Annotated in this window: 17 protein-coding genes and 1 tRNA gene; 14 read left to right on the forward strand and 4 right to left on the reverse strand. The window is 53.7% G+C overall.

Going from position 1 to position 19,295, the window contains the following annotated elements:
* The first annotated feature begins 14 nt into the window (after positions 1–14).
* The 4 genes from bamC (at position 15) to JQR86_RS05920 (ending at position 2,819) form a co-directional block, all read left to right on the forward strand.
* On the forward strand, positions 15–1,196 hold the full coding sequence (gene bamC / locus JQR86_RS05905; protein ID WP_434154479.1) for an outer membrane protein assembly factor BamC: 1,182 nt from the start codon (positions 15–17) through the stop codon (positions 1,194–1,196).
* Positions 1,135–1,893: an MBL fold metallo-hydrolase gene (locus JQR86_RS05910; RefSeq protein ID WP_010795166.1), complete on the forward strand. Its 759-nt coding sequence runs from the start codon at positions 1,135–1,137 to the stop codon at positions 1,891–1,893. The genes bamC and JQR86_RS05910 overlap by 62 nt, the downstream gene beginning before the upstream one ends.
* A 29-nt stretch (positions 1,894–1,922) precedes the next feature.
* The gene (gene purC / locus JQR86_RS05915) at positions 1,923–2,633 is read left to right on the forward strand and encodes a phosphoribosylaminoimidazolesuccinocarboxamide synthase (protein ID WP_010795165.1); all 711 of its coding nucleotides are present in this window, start codon (positions 1,923–1,925) and stop codon (positions 2,631–2,633) included.
* Between the two features lie 96 nt (positions 2,634–2,729).
* Positions 2,730–2,819: transfer RNA gene (locus JQR86_RS05920), tRNA-Ser, on the forward strand.
* Between the two features lie 51 nt (positions 2,820–2,870).
* On the opposite strand, the gene JQR86_RS05925 is transcribed toward JQR86_RS05920, so the two are convergent.
* Both JQR86_RS05925 and treA read right to left on the reverse strand, forming a co-directional pair.
* Positions 2,871–3,107, reverse strand: coding sequence for a hypothetical protein (locus tag JQR86_RS05925; protein WP_010795164.1), 237 nt, complete (start codon positions 3,105–3,107; stop codon positions 2,871–2,873).
* A gap of 130 nt (positions 3,108–3,237) precedes the next feature.
* On the reverse strand, positions 3,238–4,893 hold the full coding sequence (gene treA, locus JQR86_RS05930; protein WP_407362077.1) for an alpha,alpha-trehalase TreA: 1,656 nt from the start codon (positions 4,891–4,893) through the stop codon (positions 3,238–3,240).
* Positions 4,894–5,116: 223 nt separating this feature from the next.
* On the opposite strand from treA, the gene JQR86_RS05935 reads away from it, so the two are divergent.
* The 8 genes from JQR86_RS05935 to JQR86_RS05970 all read left to right on the forward strand — a co-directional run bounded on the left by JQR86_RS05935 (position 5,117) and on the right by JQR86_RS05970 (position 11,956).
* Positions 5,117–5,428 (forward strand): hypothetical protein, encoded by a 312-nt coding sequence (locus JQR86_RS05935; protein ID WP_019367186.1) that lies wholly within the window; start codon positions 5,117–5,119, stop codon positions 5,426–5,428.
* Between the two features lie 123 nt (positions 5,429–5,551).
* Positions 5,552–6,304, forward strand: coding sequence for a carbon-nitrogen hydrolase family protein (locus tag JQR86_RS05940; protein ID WP_010795161.1), 753 nt, complete (start codon positions 5,552–5,554; stop codon positions 6,302–6,304).
* Positions 6,305–6,415: 111 nt separating this feature from the next.
* Entirely contained in the window at positions 6,416–7,444 is a 1,029-nt protein-coding gene (locus JQR86_RS05945; RefSeq protein WP_434154480.1) for an ABC transporter substrate-binding protein, read from the forward strand.
* A gap of 10 nt (positions 7,445–7,454) precedes the next feature.
* Entirely contained in the window at positions 7,455–8,243 is a 789-nt protein-coding gene (locus JQR86_RS05950) for a phosphate/phosphite/phosphonate ABC transporter substrate-binding protein (RefSeq protein WP_434154481.1), read from the forward strand.
* 135 nt (positions 8,244–8,378) lie between these two features.
* Positions 8,379–9,326 (forward strand): ABC transporter substrate-binding protein, encoded by a 948-nt coding sequence (locus tag JQR86_RS05955; protein ID WP_434154482.1) that lies wholly within the window; start codon positions 8,379–8,381, stop codon positions 9,324–9,326.
* 66 nt (positions 9,327–9,392) lie between these two features.
* Positions 9,393–10,244, forward strand: coding sequence for an ABC transporter permease (locus tag JQR86_RS05960; protein ID WP_150348591.1), 852 nt, complete (start codon positions 9,393–9,395; stop codon positions 10,242–10,244).
* Positions 10,241–11,071 carry a quaternary amine ABC transporter ATP-binding protein gene (locus tag JQR86_RS05965; protein WP_404624935.1) on the forward strand — a complete coding sequence of 277 codons (831 nt, stop codon included), beginning with the start codon at positions 10,241–10,243 and terminating at the stop codon, positions 11,069–11,071. Before JQR86_RS05960 ends, JQR86_RS05965 begins: the two co-directional genes overlap by 4 nt.
* Before the next feature lie 138 nt (positions 11,072–11,209).
* Entirely contained in the window at positions 11,210–11,956 is a 747-nt protein-coding gene (locus tag JQR86_RS05970) for a TerC family protein (RefSeq protein WP_010795155.1), read from the forward strand.
* Positions 11,957–12,130: 174 nt separating this feature from the next.
* Here JQR86_RS05970 and JQR86_RS05975 read toward each other — a convergent pair whose 3' ends face one another.
* On the reverse strand, positions 12,131–12,355 hold the full coding sequence (locus JQR86_RS05975) for a hypothetical protein (protein ID WP_010795154.1): 225 nt from the start codon (positions 12,353–12,355) through the stop codon (positions 12,131–12,133).
* 349 nt (positions 12,356–12,704) lie between these two features.
* Here JQR86_RS05975 and codB point away from each other — a divergent pair, with 349 nt between their 5' ends.
* Together codB and codA are read left to right on the forward strand one after the other, a co-directional pair.
* On the forward strand, positions 12,705–13,979 hold the full coding sequence (gene codB, locus JQR86_RS05980; RefSeq protein ID WP_312272458.1) for a cytosine permease: 1,275 nt from the start codon (positions 12,705–12,707) through the stop codon (positions 13,977–13,979).
* 66 nt (positions 13,980–14,045) lie between these two features.
* Complete coding sequence (gene codA / locus JQR86_RS05985; protein WP_434154486.1) at positions 14,046–15,287, forward strand: cytosine deaminase; 1,242 nt, start codon at positions 14,046–14,048, stop codon at positions 15,285–15,287.
* 400 nt (positions 15,288–15,687) lie between these two features.
* Here codA and JQR86_RS05990 read toward each other — a convergent pair whose 3' ends face one another.
* Positions 15,688–19,164 (reverse strand): hybrid sensor histidine kinase/response regulator, encoded by a 3,477-nt coding sequence (locus JQR86_RS05990; RefSeq protein WP_150346937.1) that lies wholly within the window; start codon positions 19,162–19,164, stop codon positions 15,688–15,690.
* Between the last annotated feature and the right edge of the window lie 131 nt (positions 19,165–19,295).

Raw genomic sequence — 19,295 nt, forward strand, 5'->3', positions numbered from 1 at the left:
TGGAGAATTTACGCATGAAGCGACTGGCTGGACTAACAACCCTTGCCGTAGTAATCAGCACGACCAGTGGGTGTGGCTGGCTATGGGGCGAGCAGGGGTATTTTCGTGATCGCAGTAATGATTATCTGGAGTCGCGTCAAACGGCTCCGATGCAGGTTCCGACTGATGTTCAGGCCAAGTCCTTGCAGCCCCTGCTACCCATTCCCGCTAACGTAGCGGATACCCAGGACCATCCTGCAGAGTTCGAGGCTCCGCGGCCTCAAGCACTGGCTGTCCAGGTTGATACGGGTAGCTATAGCCTGCAGCGCAATGGCAAGGCCCGCTGGATCGTCGCTCAAAAGCAGCCTGCCGAGATCTGGCCGGTAGCCAATCAGTTCTTTACCGACAATGGCTTCGTGATTGGTGAGGCGCGTCCGCAGACCGGTGAGTTCACGACACGCTGGCAACCTTTGACCGACCTGACGACACCGTTGGCTCGCAGCTTGAGCACAGGTGGTGAAATCGAGCCGGGCTCCGAAACACGTATTCGGGTGCGGATCGAGCCAGGGGTTTCCAGCAACACCAGTGAAATCTTTGTACAAAGCCAGACGCGCAAGACTGGCAGCAGCAGTGAGCCGAGTTGGTCCTCTCGCTCGGATACATCGGCCTTCGATGCAGCCCTGCTGAATGAAATGGTAACCAGTCTGGCAAGTGCCGATACCCAAGGTGGTTCAGTATCGCTGTTGGCTGCTGGTTCCTACGATACGCCTGAGCGGGTCTCCTATACGAGAGATGGCAATGGCGACCCGATGCTGAGCCTGACGAGCGACTTTGATCGTGCCTGGTCCAGTGTCGGTCGTGCCCTGGAAGGCGCTAACATACGCGTTGACGATATGGACCGTAGCTTGGGGGTGTACTACATCAATCTGGCTGAGGGTGCACGCAAGCCCAACGAGGACAAACCTGGGTTCTTCAAGCGCCTGTTTGGTCATGAGCCCTCCAAGGAAGAAGAAAACGCTCGTGCCGAGCGTTATCAGGTTCGTCTGACCAATGTAGGCGATGCTGTTCAAGTCACGCTGGATAAAGACATCAACACCGTAGCGCCAGCCGATATGGCCGAGACGGTGCTGAAAAAGCTACAGACGAGCATGCAATATGCGCTTCGCGGTCCTGGGCAGCGGGAGCCGGGGGAATTCAACCCTGGTTCACAGCCATAACACCTACATACTGATCGATTGCGGTTTTCCGCTACGTGAAACGATAAGACGCCTGGCTCGCCTGGGCGTCGAACCTACACAACTCGATGCCATTCTCGTTACCCATGAGCATTCCGACCATGTTCATGGGGTCGAGCTGTTATCGCGTCGTTATGGGATTCCGGTTTATCTGACCGAGGGTACAGTGCGCGGCTTACGCAAGCCTATTGCTGCTACAACGGTACTGGCAGCAGGCGATACGCTAGAGTTAGAAGCCATTGAGATCAAAAGCGTTCCTGTGTCTCATGATGCATACGATCCGACACAGTTCGTCTTCTTTGATGGCCGGCGTCGCTTGGGTGTGCTTACCGATCTGGGCGAGGCTACAACGACAGTACTGGAGTGTTATCGTGATCTGGACGCCCTGGTGATCGAGGCGAACCACGACCGGCAGATGCTGGATGAAGGTTTGTACCCCTATTTTCTGAAAGCGCGGGTCAGTGGATCACACGGTCATTTAAGTAATCAGCAGGCGGCCTCGCTGGTTTGCCGCTTGCAATGCGATGCCCTGCAGCATCTTGTGTTGGCGCATCTGAGTGAAAAGAACAATCGGCCGCATCTGGCTCGGCAAACGTTCGTCGACACCCTGGGGTGCGATGCGGACTGGCTGCAGGTCGCCGATCAGCACGAAGGTCTTGGTTGGCAGCTCATTGCCTGAACCTTCGATTATTTAAAAGCGGAGCCATCATGGAAAAACGCACCGAACTCTACCGCGGCAAAGCCAAGTCTGTGTTCACGACGGACAACCCGGACCGTCTCATTCTTCTCTTTCGCAATGATACGTCTGCGTTCGACGGTCAAAAGGTAGAGCAGCTTGATCGTAAAGGCATGGTGAACAACAAGTTCAACGCCTTCATCATGCAAAAGCTTGAGGCCGCAGGGATTCCAACCCAATTCGATGCGTTGCTTGCGGACAATGAATGTCTGGTTAAAAAGCTCGACATGATTCCTGTGGAGTGTGTGGTTCGTAACTATGCTGCTGGTAGCCTAGTGCGTCGCCTGGGTGTTGAGGAAGGGCTGGAGCTTTCCCCGCCCACGTTTGAACTGTTCCTCAAGAATGATGCATTGCACGATCCCTTTATCAACGAAACCCATGTCTATGCATTTGGCTGGGCTACGCCTGAGCAGCTGTCTCGCATGAAAGAGCTGACGTTCCAGGTGAACGACGTGCTGAAAAAGCTGTTCGATGACGCAGGGCTGCTGCTGGTGGATTTCAAGCTGGAGTTTGGTGTGCACCATGGCCAGATTGTGCTGGGCGATGAGTTCAGCCCTGATGGCTGCCGTCTATGGGATAAGGAAACCCGTAAGAAGATGGACAAGGATCGCTTTCGCCAAGGGCTGGGTGACGTTATCGAGGCCTATGAAGAAGTGGCTAACCGCTTAGGCGTACCGCTCTAAGATTGGCAGGCGACTTTTGCAAACGCCTGATAATGGTAGAAATTTTGCATTCAAGGCTTCGCCTGACGCATTTCAGCTGTTATCATGCGCTGCATTGGAGAGGTGCCGGAGTGGCCGAACGGGACGGATTCGAAATCCGTTGAGTCAGCAATGGCTCCTAGGGTTCAAATCCCTATCTCTCCGCCATATTAAAAAGCCCCGCAGTTATGCTGCGGGGCTTTTTTATTTCTATACAGCTCAAATCAAATTATTTTCTTTTTTCCACGCCTCGAAGTGTTCGAGCTCAAGACGTATGTCTTCTCCTTTTTCAAGGGATTCTTGCATTGAGCGGATACGGATCAGGCGCTCATGCATGGCCTCCGGGATATCGAGACCTTCCTCCTGATGCGCTTTGATTTCATTTACACCTTCGTCCAATGCATTAGAAAGGTGTTGTTTCAGGTCAGCGATATTGTGGGAAGTCGTGTCGATCATGGGCGCTCCGGTAACGGGGTGTATTGCTCAGCCTAGGCGATAGGAACGAAAGCTGTGAAAAGCCAGGACGTCCATGCCTAGCGAGGCAGCCAAAGGGCAAAGAGATAGACTTGCCCTCTGGTTAATGGTGTCAAGGTTGCGCATTAGCTGGTGGTTGCTGATAGAGATCGAGTAGTTTCAGCGTGACACCGTTGGTCCAGCCAAAGCCATCCTGCAGTTTGTACTCACCACCGCCACCTCCCTGGCTTGAACCCTCCACATCATATTTCTCGACCAATTTGTGCTCTTTGGTGAACAGCGTCTGCACCTGATCAAGGAAACCCTGGCCGATGGTTCTGGCTAGATCCTGCTGGTCATAGCGGCGCAAGCCTTCTACGGCGATCCATTGAAGCGGAGCCCAGCCATTGGGAGAGTCCCACTGCTGTCCGTTATGGATTTGCGTAGTGACAAGCCCACCGGTTTTGACCAGATTCTTTTCAACAGTCAATGCGGTTTGCCGGGCTCTATCGGAGTTGGCGATCCCTGCATAAAGAGGATAGAGCGTAGCGGCTGTGATCTGATCGCTGAGTTGATTCTTCTGCCAATCGTAGTCAGCGTAATAGCCCTTGTTGTTCCACAGGTGTTTCTCTATGGCAGCCTTTCGCGCTTTTGCACGCTGGCTGTAGCGTTGCGTACAAGTCGACATGGCGTTCTTTTCACAAGCAACAGCAATTGTGGTTTCCAAATGATAGAGAAGGCTGTTGAGGTCTACCGGAACGATTGCGGTTGTACGGATAGTCGCGAGAGTTTTCCCATCACCCAGCCAGCGTGACGTGTAGTCCCAGCCACTTTCTGCCCCGGCTCGCAGGTCTCGGTAAACCTCATTGGCCGGGCGATTAGCAGCCTTGGCTGCCGTTTCCTTGTCTTGCATGTAGGATTCTTGGCGAGGTGTATCGCTGGCATCCCAGTAGCGGTTGAATAGCGTACCGTCAGCCAGACGAACAACGTGCTGGGCAGCCTCGCCAGGCTTTAGCGTTTGCGAACCTTCCATCCAATAAGCGTATTCCTTTTGCAATTGCGGAAGGTAACGGCGATAGACTTCATCCCCCTCCGTCTTTGCCTCCAGCTCAACCATATAAGAGAAGAAGGGTGGCTGGGAGCGGCTCAGATAGTAGGTGCGATTGCCATTGGGGATATGGCCATAGGTATCGATCAGGTAGGCGAAGTTATCCAGCATCTGACGCGCCAACTTCGTTTGTCCACTCTCTACCAGGCCAAGCATGGTGAAATAGGAGTCCCAATAGTACAGCTCGCGAAAGCGACCCCCCGGAACAACATAGGGGTAGGGTAGTGGCAGCATACTGCTATATGCCGGTACCTTCTCATAATGTCGCGTGAGTACAGGCCAGAGGTTATCGATATGTTCACGGATATCGGTACCTGTCTGAGGCTTTTGGGTTTCAGCAGCTCCTGATGGCTCGAAGTTGTCCGCCACAAAGCGTCTGAGATCAAAGCCAGGGTTGGCTCGTTTCGCCAAGTAATCCGCCCGGATAGTGGCGGGAGGCCTTAGCGGTAGGGCATCGACAAAATGCTTTTGATCGTCGAACAACCATTGCTGCTGTACGGCTGCAAATAATTCCGGGTACGCCTGGTCTGGTGGGAGCGCCTGATGCTGTTGGGCATTTTGATAGCCCCACATCTCGGATCTGTCTGTAGCAGTGGCACAGGCACCCAACAGAACAACCGAAGCGGAAAAGGCCAGAAGCCGAGTGGATCGATAAGCGTGGCGGACGAGAGGAAATGTCATGGAAAACCCATTCTGATCATTCTCAACCATCGACCAGCTGATTATCCGGCAAGTTCGTCCAGTCAAGCTTTGTTTTTTGTTCAGCTATTGAAAACGGTCAGGTTCATTTTGAAGTTTTGCCCGCAAATAGCCTTTTTCTTTTGCGGAGATTTACGCTTTTTTGATAAATGGCCAATTGCTATCAGGTAAGATAAGAAACCTTGTCTTTCGGTGTGCTTGACCGATGCATTTCTCTACTGTGAGTTATCGCTATTTGAAGGCCGGTACTATTTACCAGGTAGAAATTGACTCGCCTGCTTCTGGTCGCACTCAGGATATTTACGAGGCTGTTTTTCGTCATTTGGTCAATTTTGAAAGCGAACCAATCATTGTGGCCATGATGCTCAACAATGGTGGGAAGGCTGTTATCCAGAACAAGCGCTTCGATCCTGAGATCAAGACGACTCATATGGTCTCAACTATCGAGACACTTGAAATCTGCATGGATTATGAAAACTGGGTAGAAGTCATTCTGTTGCCCTTGCCTAGGGACTGACTGCACCCATAACTTTCTACCCCTTTACTACCTGTCTTGTCGGGTATGGCTCGGACGTTATGTTGACGTCATGGGTTTGTTATATGGCATCCTCTGGCCTTCCAACCTTGCCGGGATGTGCCGATGAGTTCTACAGGTATCGTAATCGCTGCTGCACAGATCACGCCGGTTGGTCATGACATTCAAGCCAATGTCGAGCGCCATGTCCGTGTAATCGAACAGGCTGCTCGGCAAGGCGTCGACTTTCTTGTTTTTCCTGAACTGTCACTGACAGGGTATGAGCGGAAGACGGCTAGCCAGAATGCGCTGTTGCCCAACGACTCTCGCTTGGTGCCGTTGCGTAAGGCTACTGCTCAGACAGGCATATCAATCCTGGCAGGCATGCCGTTAAGTTCGACAGGGAAGCCGCTTATTGCGGCGCTGGTAATAGGTGCGGGGCGGGACGACGTGCTATATACCAAGCGATACCTGCACGAAGGTGAAGACCAGGCATTTCAGGCGGGAAGCGGTGGGCCACTGCTACTTCTTGAGAACGAGCGCATAGCCCTGGCCATATGTGCCGACACAAGTCACCCCGAGCATGCTGCGAGTGCGGCTCAGGCGGGTGCTTCTCTTTATGTCACCAGCGCTCTGATTACGCCAGGTGGTTTTGAAGCTGATACTGCGCAGCTAAGGTCATATGCGCAGATTCATGGCTTTCCTGTCCTGTTGGCTAACCATGTAGGCGAAACCGGTGGCTGGCTTGCGACCGGACGTAGTACGTTCTGGCTGCCTGATGGTGAAATTGTTATCCAGGCGCCACATGACCGTGAAGCGCTCGTAATCGCGTCCCGTAATGGTTATACCTGGCAGGGGCGGGTGGTACTGCTGAGTTGAGACTACACCGTTACGGATTGTTGAAATACTGTGAGGTAGCCGCTCAGTACGAGCTGCATGAGCAATTTAGCGACAGGCGAAGACCTTGTTGCCAAGCATGAAGGAGCTTCCATGCGTATCTCTTTGTCCATTCTTGCGATTGTCACAAGTCTGGGTATGACACATTACACCTACGCTGATGAGGTGAAATGTCCCTATGATAAGCCTGTGATATTTGCAGGTCTCAACTGGGAGAGCGGCATGTTCGCCACTGAAGTGCTGCGCTTTCTGGTGGAAAAGGGCTATGGCTGCAAGACCGATGCGATTCCCGGCAATACAGTAACGATGGAAAATGCGCTGGCGCAAAACGATATTCAGGTAACAGGCGAGCAGTGGGCTGGCCGTAGCCCTTTTTGGCGTGAGGCGGAGAAGGCCGGCAAGGTGTTCTCGGTTGGAGAAACGGTCAAGGGTGCTACGGAGGGATGGTGGGTTCCAGAATATCTGGTTAAGGGCGATTCGGCTCGTGGGATTGAGGCCAAGGCGCCTGAGCTGAGGTCTGTAACGGATTTGTCGCGATACAAGGATCTGTTCAAGGATCCTGAATCACCCGACAAAGGCCGTTTCTATAATTGCCCGACTGGCTGGACCTGTGAAATCGTCAATACGCAAAAGCTCAAGGCCTACAAGTTAACTGACAGTTTTACGAATTTCCGTACTGGAACCGGTCCAGCCCTGGACGCAGCCATCAGTACGGCTATCCGCAGAGGCGAGCCGATCGTGTTTTACTACTGGTCGCCTACGCCGTTGATGGGCCGCTTCAAGCTGATACAGCTTGAGGAGCCACCGTTCAGTCAGCAAGCCTGGGAAACACTTTCCGACTCCAAGAATCCCAGTCCTCTACCGTCCCGCTCGCTCCCTGCGAAGATTACGATCGGCATCTCGAAAGATCTGCATGACCAGGCACCTGAGCTTGTACAGCTGTTTGAAAAGGTGCAAATACCGCTTCCATTATTCAACAACATATTGGCCGAAATGTCGGAGAAACATAAGGATGCCGATGCGATGAGCCTAGCGTTCTTCAAGGAACATCGCAATATATGGTCTGCCTGGCTTCCGGCTGATGCCGCGGCGCGGGTGGATGCCGCCCTGAACGCACAGTGAGTATTTATCCGTGACATCGTTAGCCACATGGCCCATGTACGTTACGCCTGAACCGGTACGCGAGGCCGGTCAAATCTTTATCGAGCGGGTCCTGGCGCATCTAGGTATTCAACAATGTGAGGAAGCGCCCGCTGATCTCATGGCGCAATGGTCATCACCGAGCCTGCTGTTATCTCAGAGCTGCGGCTATCCAGTGATGACGCGCCTGCGTGATAAGGTTCAGATCGTAGCAACGCCTTGTTATGAGCTGAGCGGCTGTGAAGGTGCTCAGCACCGCAGTTTTATCGTGGTCCACGCAGATGATGAGCGCAGTACTCTAGAGGCCTTTCGAGGTGCGCGTGTGGTCATCAACGCGCTGGACTCCAATAGCGGCATGAATTTATTAAGGGTGACAGTCGCGCCCATGGCTGAAAAGGGGCGATTCTTTGGTGAGGTCAAGGCCAGCGGTGCCCATGTGACAAGCCTGGAGTTACTCAGCCGCGGCGAGACGGAATTGACAGCTATTGATTGCGTCACCTGGGGGTACCTTGAGCATTATGCGCCTGACACGTTAGCCCGCACACGAGTTCTTGCCCGCACGGAGCTGACGCCTGCGTTGCCGATCATTACCGCAGCGTCACGTAGTCTGGAAGAGGTACAGCAGATGCAGCACGTGTTGAATGAGGTCCTGCAGGAGCAGCCTGCGCTGGCTGAAACACTGGCTATTCGCTCGTTTGTACCGGCCTCCCTTGACGATTATCGAGTGATTCTTGCCCAGCGTGATCGAGCAATGGTCGCTGGATATCCCATTATTGCATGAGTAGCCGGACAGGCTTTTTCCTGTTTCGCTGTAGTTTTTATGAAACTGCAGAGGGCATCCAGGCTCAAAACAGCCGCTTCGATAGGTAACGACTTTTCGCGCCGGGCAGGCGTATGGATGCTAAGGACGCAGATCATGAACGCAAGAAATGGCCTGGCGGTAGGCCTTTTGGCGCTGGGGCTGGTTATAGGCAACGCGCAGGCAGCCGGTTGGTGTGAGTCTGGTAAGCCAGTCAAGTTCGCCGGTGTGAACTGGGAAAGCGGGATGCTTCTCACCGAGCTGATGTCTACAGTCTTGAGGGAAGGCTACGGCTGTAAGACCGATAGTATTCCAGGTAACTCGATTACGTTGGAGGCTGCACTTTCCTCTAATGATATTCAGGTTTTTGCTGAAGAGTGGATCGGTCGTAGTGACGTCTGGAATAAAGCCGCTGATGCAGGCAAGGTAGTAGGCGTTGGTACACCCATCAAAGGTGCGACGGAAGGCTGGTACGTGCCGCGCTATCTGGTGGAAGGCAAGAATGCCAAGGCTCCAGATCTCAAGTCCATCAGTGATCTGCCTAAATACGCCAAGCTGTTTCGCGATCCAGAGGAGCCTGGGAAAGGTCGATTTTATAATTGCCCAGCCGGCTGGACATGCGAGCTGGAAAATACCGAGATGCTCGAACGCTATGGATTGGCCGACACATTTACCAATTTTCGCCCTGGCACAGGGCCGGCACTGGATGCCGCAATCCTATCGGCCGTGAAGCGCAAGCAGTCCATCTTGACCTATTACTGGTCGCCTACGCCACTATTGGGGCGAGCGGATCTCATCAAGCTGGCCAGCAAACCGGGAGATGAGAAAGCCATAACGGTGCAGGCTGGATTGTCCAAACCTTTTTATGAAAACGCCCCGGAGCTTGTTGCCGTTCTGGAAAAGGTCAACGTGCCGATTGACCTGTTGAACAAGGCGTTGGCAGAACAAGCCGAGTATAAGCAGGACGCGCCTACCGCTGCCAGAGCTTTTCTGAAGGCGCACCCCGATGTCTGGCATGAATGGGTTGATGCTGCCGCTGCACAAAAAATCGAGGCCTCTTTGTAGGCTTTCGCAGGTCATGTGAGGGTAGGCCCTGTTTGAAGGGCCTACCTTTACCAAACGGGCATGTCTATGTTTCCTGACAATCTCACGTTTTCTATTGCTGACTGGGTCAATGGCTGGGTAGACGCTCTGGTCGCCAATTATGGCGATGTGTTCCGCCAGATCTCCGATGTGCTTCTACTGGCAATCGTCCGGCTTGAAGGCGCTCTCCGGACAACGCCGTGGTGGTTGATTCTGCTGGTCGTGGCTGTTGTCTCCTACCACGCCACGCGACGTGTGATACCGGCTGCGGTCATTACCGGGCTGCTATTTCTCGTGGGCGCCATGGGGTTGTGGGACAAGCTCATGCAGACCTTGGCGCTGATGCTGGTCGCGACACTGATTGCGGTGCTGATCGGCATTCCCCTGGGCATTCTGTGTGCACGCAGTAACCGGCTGCGTATGGTCTTGCTGCCACTGCTGGACATCATGCAGACCATGCCTAGCTTTGTGTATCTCATTCCTGTCCTGATGCTGTTTGGTTTGGGTAAGGTGCCGGCTATCTTTGCTACTGTCATTTATGCAGCGCCACCGCTGATTCGTCTGACCGATCTGGGAATCCGACAGGTCGATAAGGAAATCATGGAGGCCGTCAATGCTTTTGGTGCCAATCGCTGGCAACAGCTGTTTGGCGTACAGCTCCCATTGGCCTTGCCTAGCATCATGGCGGGTATCAATCAGACAACCATGATGGCATTGTCTATGGTTGTAATCGCTTCGATGATCGGTGCACGTGGCTTGGGTGAAGAAGTTCTGGTCGGTATCCAGACGCTCAACGTAGGCAAGGGGCTAGAAGCAGGTTTGGCGATTGTTATCTTGGCGGTCGTGATTGATCGCATTACTCAGGCGTATGGTCGTTCACGCTATGAGGGCGAGCGATGAAAATTCAGCTCGATAACGTCTATAAGATATTCGGCCGTCGCGAAGCCGCAGCGCTTGAGCTGGTCCGCCAGGGCCGGGATAAGGATCAGGTGCTGGCGGAAACCGGGTGTGTTGTCGGAGTCAATGGGCTATCTCTGTCCATCGAAGCGGGCGAAATATTTGTGATCATGGGGCTGTCAGGCTCGGGCAAATCAACGCTGGTTCGGCATTTGAATCGCCTGATTGATCCCACCAGCGGTTCTATCCGAGTCGATGGCGAGAACATACTGGCCTATGACATGCAGCAACTCAGGCATTTCCGGCGCCACAAGATCAGCATGGTTTTCCAGGGCTTCGGGCTGTTACCCCATAAAACCGTACTGGGTAATGTGGCCTACGGCTTGAAACTACGTGGCGAAAGCCGGACTGCACGAGAAACGCATGCACAGCACTGGATTGAAGCGGTAGGGCTCAAAGGGTATGAGCGCAAATGGCCCCATCAGCTGTCAGGCGGTATGCGCCAGCGAGTCGGGCTGGCCAGGGCGTTGGCAACTGACACAGAAATCATCCTCATGGACGAAGCGTTCTCGGCGCTCGATCCACTGATTCGTGCCGAGATGCAAGATCAGTTGCTGGAGTTACAGCAGCGCCTGCACAAGACCATCGTGTTCATTACCCACGATCTGGACGAGGCGGTCAGGCTGGGAAACCGGATTGCAATCATGCGGGACGGCCAGCTGATTCAGGTGGGAAGCTCGCAGCACATTCTCAACGAACCGGCAGACGAGTATGTTGATCGTTTCGTTCGACGATATCGAAACCGGAGTATCTCCGGGGCAAATGTCTAGCTCAATGATTTGAAACAAAAACAAATCAGCGATACGACAAAAATTTCACATCTTTCTTTTGGCTATAGTTCAGGGTAACCGGGTGCCTTTGGTAACTCATCGGCGCCTTAACTCTCCTATTTTCTGAGAAAAAGGTTCATGGATTACCTCCAGCAGTTGATTTCGGATCCTACCGCCTGGGTTGCCTTGGCGACGCTGATCGCCATGGAAGTGGTGCTCGGTATTGATAACCTTATCTTTATTTCCATTCTGACCAACAAGCTGCCCGAGCAGCATCGGCAAAAGGCCAGGCGTATCGGAATAGGCCTGGCACTGGTCATGCGACTGGGCCTTTTGGGAACGGTTGCCTGGATCGTTCAGCTCACCGAGCCGGTGATCGAACTCTTTGGCAAGGGCTTCTCATGGAAAGATATCATCCTGATAGCAGGTGGTCTCTTCCTGCTCTGGAAGGCAACCAAGGAGATCCATCACAACGTGGATCCTGACCCGGAAGGCGACCTATTCGAAGGTAAAAGCGGTGAAAAGGCCGTTACTCTTGGGTTTACCTCGGCCATCGTCCAGATTCTCATGCTCGATCTGGTTTTCTCCATCGACAGCATAATTACGGCTGTCGGGATGACCGAGCATGTGCCCATCATGATCATCGCCGTTATCGTCGCGGTGACCGTCATGTTGGTTGCCGCTGATCCGCTGGCGCGCTTCATCAATAACAATCCCACGGTTGTCATGCTGGCGCTGGGCTTTCTGATCATGATCGGCATGACCCTGATCGCTGAAGGCTTTGGCGCTCATGTGCCCAAGGGATACATCTATGCTGCCATGGCATTCTCGGCCGTTATCGAAGGCCTGAACATGCTGGCTCGCCGCGCAAAGCGCAAGCGTTAGATCCTGTAGAGCCGCGCGAGAGTTTCCTCGTCTTCCCGTAGTGCGTCTGTGACCGCTACGGGTTTTTTGTGCCTGCCGGAAAGGGGTGGATTCCGCTGGCACGCATGCACCGTTGCACGCTGCCTGTCAGGCGCGTGTCGGGCATCGTATTAGGAAAAGTAAGGCGGGAATGGATCAGGCGCTGATGGCTTTGCGTGCACGTTCAATAACGGACTGCAGACGAGTCGGGCAGCTGTATTCCTCACGGTAAAGTCGCTGAGTATGGCGCGCAACGCCGAATTCATTGACGATGATGAATGAAAAGCCTTTCTTGCTGGGCGCAGCGATTACACAATCGAACGGAGCGAAAGCAGAGGAAAGCATTTGGATTGCGGTTTGAGTTTGCTGATGTGTATTCATAATCTTCTTTTAGTTGAATCACGTGACGCGCTTATGACAGCAGCGGCGTCAATTTGCTGCATTGATAACCTGCTTTAGCAAGTTTTTTGCCAACTTTTCCCATTAAGCTAAGTCGCTGAATGGAAAATGTCTCTTTTTCATGTGCTTCAAATTGCTTCAGCACAGTGTTGTGTTTGCCGCTGCAATGAACCATTTCAAGGCAAAGCTAAAGGACAATGAGCCGCTTTTGTGCGTTGGCCTCTTGTTTAGCACCTTCCTGCCGCAGTAATTAGGTTGCACCAGAGCGTTACAGCGTTTGGCATGCGCTTCGCACTTGCTCTCAGGTCCATGACCAAGCGGGAATAGCGAAATGAGCGAGACGAACGCAAGCGCGAACGAATATCCGTTAAGTGAAGTGCCTATGTCAGCCCGTCGGGGCGTCTGGTCGACAACGTTGGTGCTGCTGGGCTTTACCTTCTTTACCGCGACGATGTTTGCAGGCGGTAAGATCGGCACGGCGTTCGATTTCAAGACCCTGCTGAGCGTGATTATGGTAGGTAATCTGCTGCTTGGTCTTTATGCCGCCTTGCTGGGATATATCGCGTATCGAAGCGGCCTTAATTCTGTTCTGATGGGCCGGTTCTGCTTTGGCGAAGTAGGAAGCAAGTTGTCTGATCTGGTGTTGGGATTTACGCAGATTGGCTGGTATGCCTGGGGCACGGCGACGGCGGCAGTCGTGCTGGGTAAGTTTCTGGGATTGCCCGAAGGCATTGTGCTGTTGCTGATGGTGATCTTCGGTTTTGGCTTTTGTGCCACAGCCTATATTGGCTACCGAGGCTTGGAGATCCTGTCTTATATTGCTGTACCCGCCATGTGTGGCCTGCTGGCATTATCCATGTGGGTTGCAACACGAAAGATCGGTGGGCTGGAAGGCCTGCTGGCCATACAACCAGGCAACACGATGGAGTATAGCACAGCGCTGACATTAGTGTTTGGCACATTTGTCAGCGGGGCGACACAGGCTACTAATTGGACACGTTTTGCTCGCACTGGGAGAGTTGCCATTCTGGCCAGCCTGGCTGGTTTTTTTATCGGCAATGGCCTGATGGTGCTGATCGGCGCCTATGGCGCCATTGTGTACCAACAACCGGACGTGGTGGAGGTCTTGCTGCTTCAGGGTTTCTCGCTGGCAGCGATAGCCATGCTCATGCTTAATCTTTGGAGCACGCAGGACAATACTATCTATAACTTCGCTGTGGCGGGTTGTAATCTGGTTCGAACAGATCGCCGGCGAACCGTTACGCTGGTTGGCGCAGCAATAGGTACATTGCTGGCAGTGCTGGGCATGTACGATCTGCTGGTCCCCTACCTGATTATATTGGGAACCATTATCCCTCCTATCGGCGGCGTGATTGCAGCTGATTTCTTTTATCGTCATAGAGGGCGTTACCCCCTCTTGGCGACTGTTCATTTACCTAAATTCAATTGGGTTGGGCTTGCGGCCTATGGCCTGGGCGTTCTGGCAGCCTTTTTCTCCCCTTGGTTGGCGCCTCTTGTCGGCGTTGGTACTGCCGCGCTGGGGTACGTAATGCTGTGTGGCCTGGTGGGGGCCCGGCTATCGGTTGTCGCTCGCGCAGAGGCATAGGCTGGAATGTTCCAGATCACCTACTGTTATAAAGAGTAAGTAGTCCTTTGCTTGAGGAGTCTGTCGATGAGTGTCATCAATGCGCGGCTGCGTGGTCAGGAAGGGCTGTTTACTGTGCGTTTGCAAGGCGACCGGATCGCTGCAATCGAATCACAGGTCGCTTTTGTGAGCCCAACCAGCGCTGAAATACTGGATGCGCGAGGCAATCTGGTTATTCCGCCTTTCGTCGAGCCGCATATCCATCTGGATGCCACCCTGACAGCTGGGGAACCGCGGTGGAACATGAGCGGCACGTTATTCGAAGGCATTGAGTGCTGGGGAGAGCGAAAGGCGACTATTACCCACGAAGATACCAAGGCGCGGGCCAAGCAGACCATTAATGCCCTGGCGGTCCACGGTATCCAGCATGTTCGTACCCATGTGGATGTAACCGATGCCAGTCTGGCGGCTTTGAAGGCCATGTTGGAAATTCGGGAAGAAACAAGCCATTTAGTTGACATGCAAATTGTGGCGTTTCCCCAGGAAGGAATCGAATCCTATCCTCAGGGCCGAGAACTGATGGAGGAGGCCATTCGGCTGGGAGCCGACGTGGTTGGCGGAATCCCTCACTTCGAATATACCCGTGAGCAAGGGGTCAGTTCCGTCAAATTTCTGATGGATCTGGCCGAGCGCACAGGTTGTCTGGTGGATGTTCACTGCGATGAGACAGACGATCCCCATTCCCGCTTTCTGGAAGTGTTGGCAGAGGAGGCGCGTAGTCGTGGCATGGGCTCACGTGTCACTGCCAGCCATACTACTGCCATGGGTTCTTATGACAATGCCTACTGTTCAAAGCTGTTTCGTCTGCTGAGTCGTTCGGGTATCAGCTTTATATCGTGCCCCACCGAGAGCATTCACCTGCAAGGTCGCTTCGATACCTTTCCCAAACGGCGTGGCGTAACGCGTGTGAACGAACTGCTGGAGGCCGGTATGAATGTGTGCTTCGGGCAGGACTCCATTGTTGATCCATGGTATCCGCTGGGTAACGGCAACATTCTCAGGGTACTGGAGGCTGGCCTGCATATCTGTCACATGCTCGGTTATGAGCGCCTGCAGCATGCCTTGGATCTGGTGACGGTAAATAGCGCCAACGCCATGCAGCTGGGTGACCGATATGGGCTGGAAGTAGGGCGCCCGGCCAATCTGCTGATCCTGTCAGCCGATTCGGACTACGAAATGATAAGAAGCCAGGGCCTTCCACTGTTTTCTGTCCGTGAGGGCAGGGTGTTAATGAGTCGTCGTCCTGCCGAGGTCAGTCTGGCAGGGTGATAAAACATACGAATTCACTAAATTTTCTAACTCAGGCGAAGGGCTATGCTCAAAAATACACCCTGAGTCAAGGGGCAATGTTCAGGACTTGTGCACAAGCACTAATGCGCTTGTCAAGCGCTTCGCTTAAACAGGCATAAAAATATTTAGAACGGTTATTTAGGTATAAATATATGATTTATAAGGATTTTTTTGATTGGTTAAAAAATGGACAGTTTAACGGAACCCCCCATTTCATCTAGCTTACAGGACATTTCCACCAACTTTTCTACAGAGTTATCCACAGGTTCTGTGGATTAACCCTGTAGACCGCATCACGCTTGGCTTCATCAAAATGCAAGAATTTTTTTGCATTATTTCGATTGGGTTTTTATGACCTATCGACACGGGCGCCGCCAAGTCATCTTAAATTCAGATAACGGCTAAGCAATGCGCGTAAGGCGGCTGGCTTTACGGGTTTAGGTAGAAAATCCAGCCCAGCCGAATGCACTTCACTGACACGATCCTGATGTGCATCTGCACTGATCACAATGCCAGGCAACGGCTTATCAAGCCGCGTGCGAAGCCATGCCATCAGTTGAGGTCCGGTATTGCCGTCATCCAGATGGAAATCCACCAGCGCTATCTGTGGCTGAATGCCTTGCGCCAATAACGCCTCGCACTCCTGCTGATTGCGTGCCGTATGAACCTCGCAGCCCCAGCGGCTAAGAAGGCTCTGCATACCCGTCAGGATGCTTTCCTCGTTATCAACGCAAAATACCGGTGCGCCTCGTAGCGGTTCGCTGGTGTGTTCGCGTGTAGGCTGCAGGACAGGCTCGGATAGAATTTGAGTCGCGACGGGCACCGAGACGCTGAATACACTGCCTTTGCCTAGCCAGGAGCGTACCTCGATACGATGGCCCAGTACCTTGCAAAGACGATCAGCAATAGCCAGTCCCAGGCCCAACCCCTTCTCTGCGCGCGTCTGATGACTATCGAGTCGCTTGAACTCCTCAAAAATGACCTGCCGCTTATCTTCCGGGATACCTGGGCCACGGTCCCATACCTCCAGTGTCACATGATCACCATGGCGGCGGACACCTAGCAATACATGCCCTCTGGCATAGCGGAAAGCATTGGTCAGAAAGTTCTGCAGGACTCGGCGCAGAAGCTTGACGTCGCTTTCTACTCTCAGGCGACTTCCGCTTAGGTGGAAATCTATGCCTTGTTCTCGCGCCAGGGCACGAAACTCTACGCCCAGCGTATCGAATAGCGTATTGATTGCGAACGTGCCGACTTCCGTATGAACCCGTCCGCTCTCCAGACGCGAGATATCCAGCAGGTCGGCAATCAGGTCTTCCACGGAGCGCAGGGACGAATCCATGTTGTTAACCAGCTCGCGAGCATCCTTTGGTAACGCATCGTGGTGGGCGAGGGCGGCCGTAAACAGGCGGGCTGCGTTTAGCGGTTGCATCAGATCATGGCTGACGGCAGCGAGAAAGCGTGTTTTGGACTGGTTTGCTGCTTCTGCATGGGCTTTGGCCTCTGTCAGCGCCTGGTTAAGCTGGGAGAGCTCCCGGGTTCGCTCTTCCACGCGCTGCTCCAGCCCTTCATTGGCTTCACGAAGGGCGCGCTCTGCTTCGCGAAACGCAGTGATGTCGGTAAAGCTCATGACAAAGCCGCGTCCCGGCATGGGTTTGCCACTGAGTTCGATTACCCGGCCATTAGGGAATTGTCGCTCAGATGTGTGGGCAATCCCTTGCCGCATTCGATCAACACGTCGTGCTACGTGCTCGTCAGGATCGCCTGGGCCACAGAGGCCCCGTTCTGCGTTATAGCGGATGATTTCGGCGATTGGACGCCCGACCTGGATCATGCCGTCCGGGTAGTCAAACAACTCCAGGTAACGTTGGTTCCAGGCCACTAGCCGAAGGGATTGATCAACAACGCTGATACCTTGAGAAATATTTTCGATAGCGCCCTGCAAAAGCGCGCGGTTGAATTCAAGTACTTCGGACGCTTCGTCGGCAATGCGTACGACATCCTCCACATGCATGTCACGGCCTTCGATGGCAGCCTTTACCACCGCCCGCGCAGAGGAGGCACCAATCACACCGGCTAACAGACGCTCGGTATGGGCAATCCATTCTCCGTTGGCATTCTGGGCCGGATGAAAGGTCAGGCCCGTCTGGTCAGCGAAGCGAATAAAGCTCTGCCGAGCACGTTCATCGCCTACGAAGCGGGCAGCGAGTGCGCGAAGATCCTCTAGCTGCACTGCCAATAGCGACCGGGTATTCAGGCGCGCCGAGGTCATTTGCCCAATGAAACGGCCGGCCTGCCAGTGCTCGGATACTCGCGTCCTGGCCTGATTGGAAACCAGAAAGAAAAGGAGAAAATTTCCTGCCAAGGACAGCAGTACGCCTTGAGTCAGGGGCTTGAAGGGCAGGCCAAACGGATTGGCCGCCAGCCAGGCTAGCCCAGGAAAACGGTCGAGTGGCCAGCTCAGACTTTCTGCCATGACTGGCAGAACCAGGGTATAAGCCCAAAGAAAGGCGCCCGCTGCAAGTCCTGCAAATACACCTCTCCGGTTCGCCTGCTTCCAGTAGAGTGCCCCTACCATGGCCGGGCCCAGTTGAGCGATAGCTGCAAAGGCGATCTGCCCGATGGTAGCCAGGCTTGCCGTAGAGCCCAGCAGGCGATAGCAGAGATACGCCAATAGCAGGATCGCCACGATCGCAACACGCCGAATGGTTACCAGCCAGTGGCTGAACACCTCATAGGGGCGCTCTACCTTCTGCTTACGGAATAAGAGAGGCAGCAAAATATCATTGGATAGCATGGTGGATAAGGCCACGCTGGCGACGATCACCATACTGGTAGCGGCCGAAGCGCCACCAATGAAAGCCAGGAGCGCCAGGCCGGGATGCGCCTGTGCCATGGGCAGGCTTATAACAAAGGAGTCAGGTACGACCCCTTTGGGCAGATGCATCTGTCCTGCCAGGGCTATGGGAACAACAAACAGCGCCGCCAAGGCCAAGTAGCAAGGAAATACCCAACGGGCCAGGTTCAGGTCACGCGCATCCGTATTTTCAACCACCGTGACATGAAACTGTCGTGGCAGACACATGACGGCCGTGAACGCTACTCCGGTTTGCACCAGCAGTGCGGGCCAGTCGAAGGTTTCCTGCCAGTATTTGGACAGCTCGGGCGCAATGCGTGCCTGATCGAAGAGGTCATCGAATCCATCATAAAGTCCATAGGTCACAAAAATTCCTACAGAAAGAAATGCCAGGAGTTTGATCAGCGACTCAAAGGCAATTGCGAGCATCATGCCCCGGTGATGCTCGGTAACATCAAGGTTGCGAGTGCCGAACAGGATGGTAAATACCGCTAATGCCAGCGAGACGATCAAGGCGGTATCCTGCGCACGCATGCCTATTGACTCGGCCCCTACACCGGTGAGCAGATTGACGCCCATGACAATGCCTTTGAGCTGCAGGGAGATATAAGGCAGCACGCCTACCAGGCAGATCAGCGTAACCACAACCGCCAGCGCCCGCGATTTTCCATAACGGGAGGCAATGAAGTCGGCAATGGAAGTGATGTTTTCCTGCTTGCTGATCATGATCATTTTCTTGATCAGACGTGGCATGAATAGCAGGAGCAGGATAGGCCCTAGGTAAATCGGCAGGAAGGACCAGAGTTGGTCGGCCGCCTGTCCAACGGCGCCAAAGAATGTCCAGCTGGTGCAATATACCGCAAGCGACAGGCTGTAAACCCAGGCGCGTAACTTGGGGGGCAACGGCGTTTTACGTCTGTCGCCATAAAAGGCAATCGCAAAGAGCACCGCCATGTACAGCAGAGCAACGGCGGCGATCAGTCCGCTGGATAGGGTCATGCGAACTCCTGTGGAATTTTGTTGTGCAGGGCCTTTTATAGGTGATTGGCCCTAGGCCTTCCGCTGCCAGATAGATTAGAAAGAGCTCGTCTCGAGTAGTGGGAATAACCTAGGGACTATTCTAATGCGCT

The sequence above is a fragment of the Pseudomonas sp. JZ134 genome, assembly GCF_051027695.1.
GTDB classification, from domain to species: domain Bacteria; phylum Pseudomonadota; class Gammaproteobacteria; order Pseudomonadales; family Pseudomonadaceae; genus Chryseomonas; species Chryseomonas luteola.

What these genes read in the sequence shown, in the direction of transcription:
- treA (WP_407362077.1), bottom strand. Translation starts at nt 4,893, where the DNA reads ATGACATTTCCTCTCGTCCGCCACGCTTATCGATCCACTCGGCTTCTG.
- codA (WP_434154486.1), top strand. Translation starts at nt 14,046, where the DNA reads ATGAGTGTCATCAATGCGCGGCTGCGTGGTCAGGAAGGGCTGTTTACT.
- purC (WP_010795165.1), top strand. Translation starts at nt 1,923, where the DNA reads ATGGAAAAACGCACCGAACTCTACCGCGGCAAAGCCAAGTCTGTGTTC.
- JQR86_RS05940 (WP_010795161.1), top strand. Translation starts at nt 5,552, where the DNA reads ATGAGTTCTACAGGTATCGTAATCGCTGCTGCACAGATCACGCCGGTT.
- JQR86_RS05990 (WP_150346937.1), bottom strand. Translation starts at nt 19,164, where the DNA reads ATGACCCTATCCAGCGGACTGATCGCCGCCGTTGCTCTGCTGTACATG.
- JQR86_RS05935 (WP_019367186.1), top strand. Translation starts at nt 5,117, where the DNA reads ATGCATTTCTCTACTGTGAGTTATCGCTATTTGAAGGCCGGTACTATT.
- JQR86_RS05925 (WP_010795164.1), bottom strand. Translation starts at nt 3,107, where the DNA reads ATGATCGACACGACTTCCCACAATATCGCTGACCTGAAACAACACCTT.
- JQR86_RS05975 (WP_010795154.1), bottom strand. Translation starts at nt 12,355, where the DNA reads ATGAATACACATCAGCAAACTCAAACCGCAATCCAAATGCTTTCCTCT.
- JQR86_RS05910 (WP_010795166.1), top strand. Translation starts at nt 1,135, where the DNA reads ATGCGCTTCGCGGTCCTGGGCAGCGGGAGCCGGGGGAATTCAACCCTG.
- bamC (WP_434154479.1), top strand. Translation starts at nt 15, where the DNA reads ATGAAGCGACTGGCTGGACTAACAACCCTTGCCGTAGTAATCAGCACG.
- JQR86_RS05955 (WP_434154482.1), top strand. Translation starts at nt 8,379, where the DNA reads ATGAACGCAAGAAATGGCCTGGCGGTAGGCCTTTTGGCGCTGGGGCTG.
- JQR86_RS05945 (WP_434154480.1), top strand. Translation starts at nt 6,416, where the DNA reads ATGCGTATCTCTTTGTCCATTCTTGCGATTGTCACAAGTCTGGGTATG.
- JQR86_RS05965 (WP_404624935.1), top strand. Translation starts at nt 10,241, where the DNA reads ATGAAAATTCAGCTCGATAACGTCTATAAGATATTCGGCCGTCGCGAA.
- codB (WP_312272458.1), top strand. Translation starts at nt 12,705, where the DNA reads ATGAGCGAGACGAACGCAAGCGCGAACGAATATCCGTTAAGTGAAGTG.
- JQR86_RS05960 (WP_150348591.1), top strand. Translation starts at nt 9,393, where the DNA reads ATGTTTCCTGACAATCTCACGTTTTCTATTGCTGACTGGGTCAATGGC.
- JQR86_RS05970 (WP_010795155.1), top strand. Translation starts at nt 11,210, where the DNA reads ATGGATTACCTCCAGCAGTTGATTTCGGATCCTACCGCCTGGGTTGCC.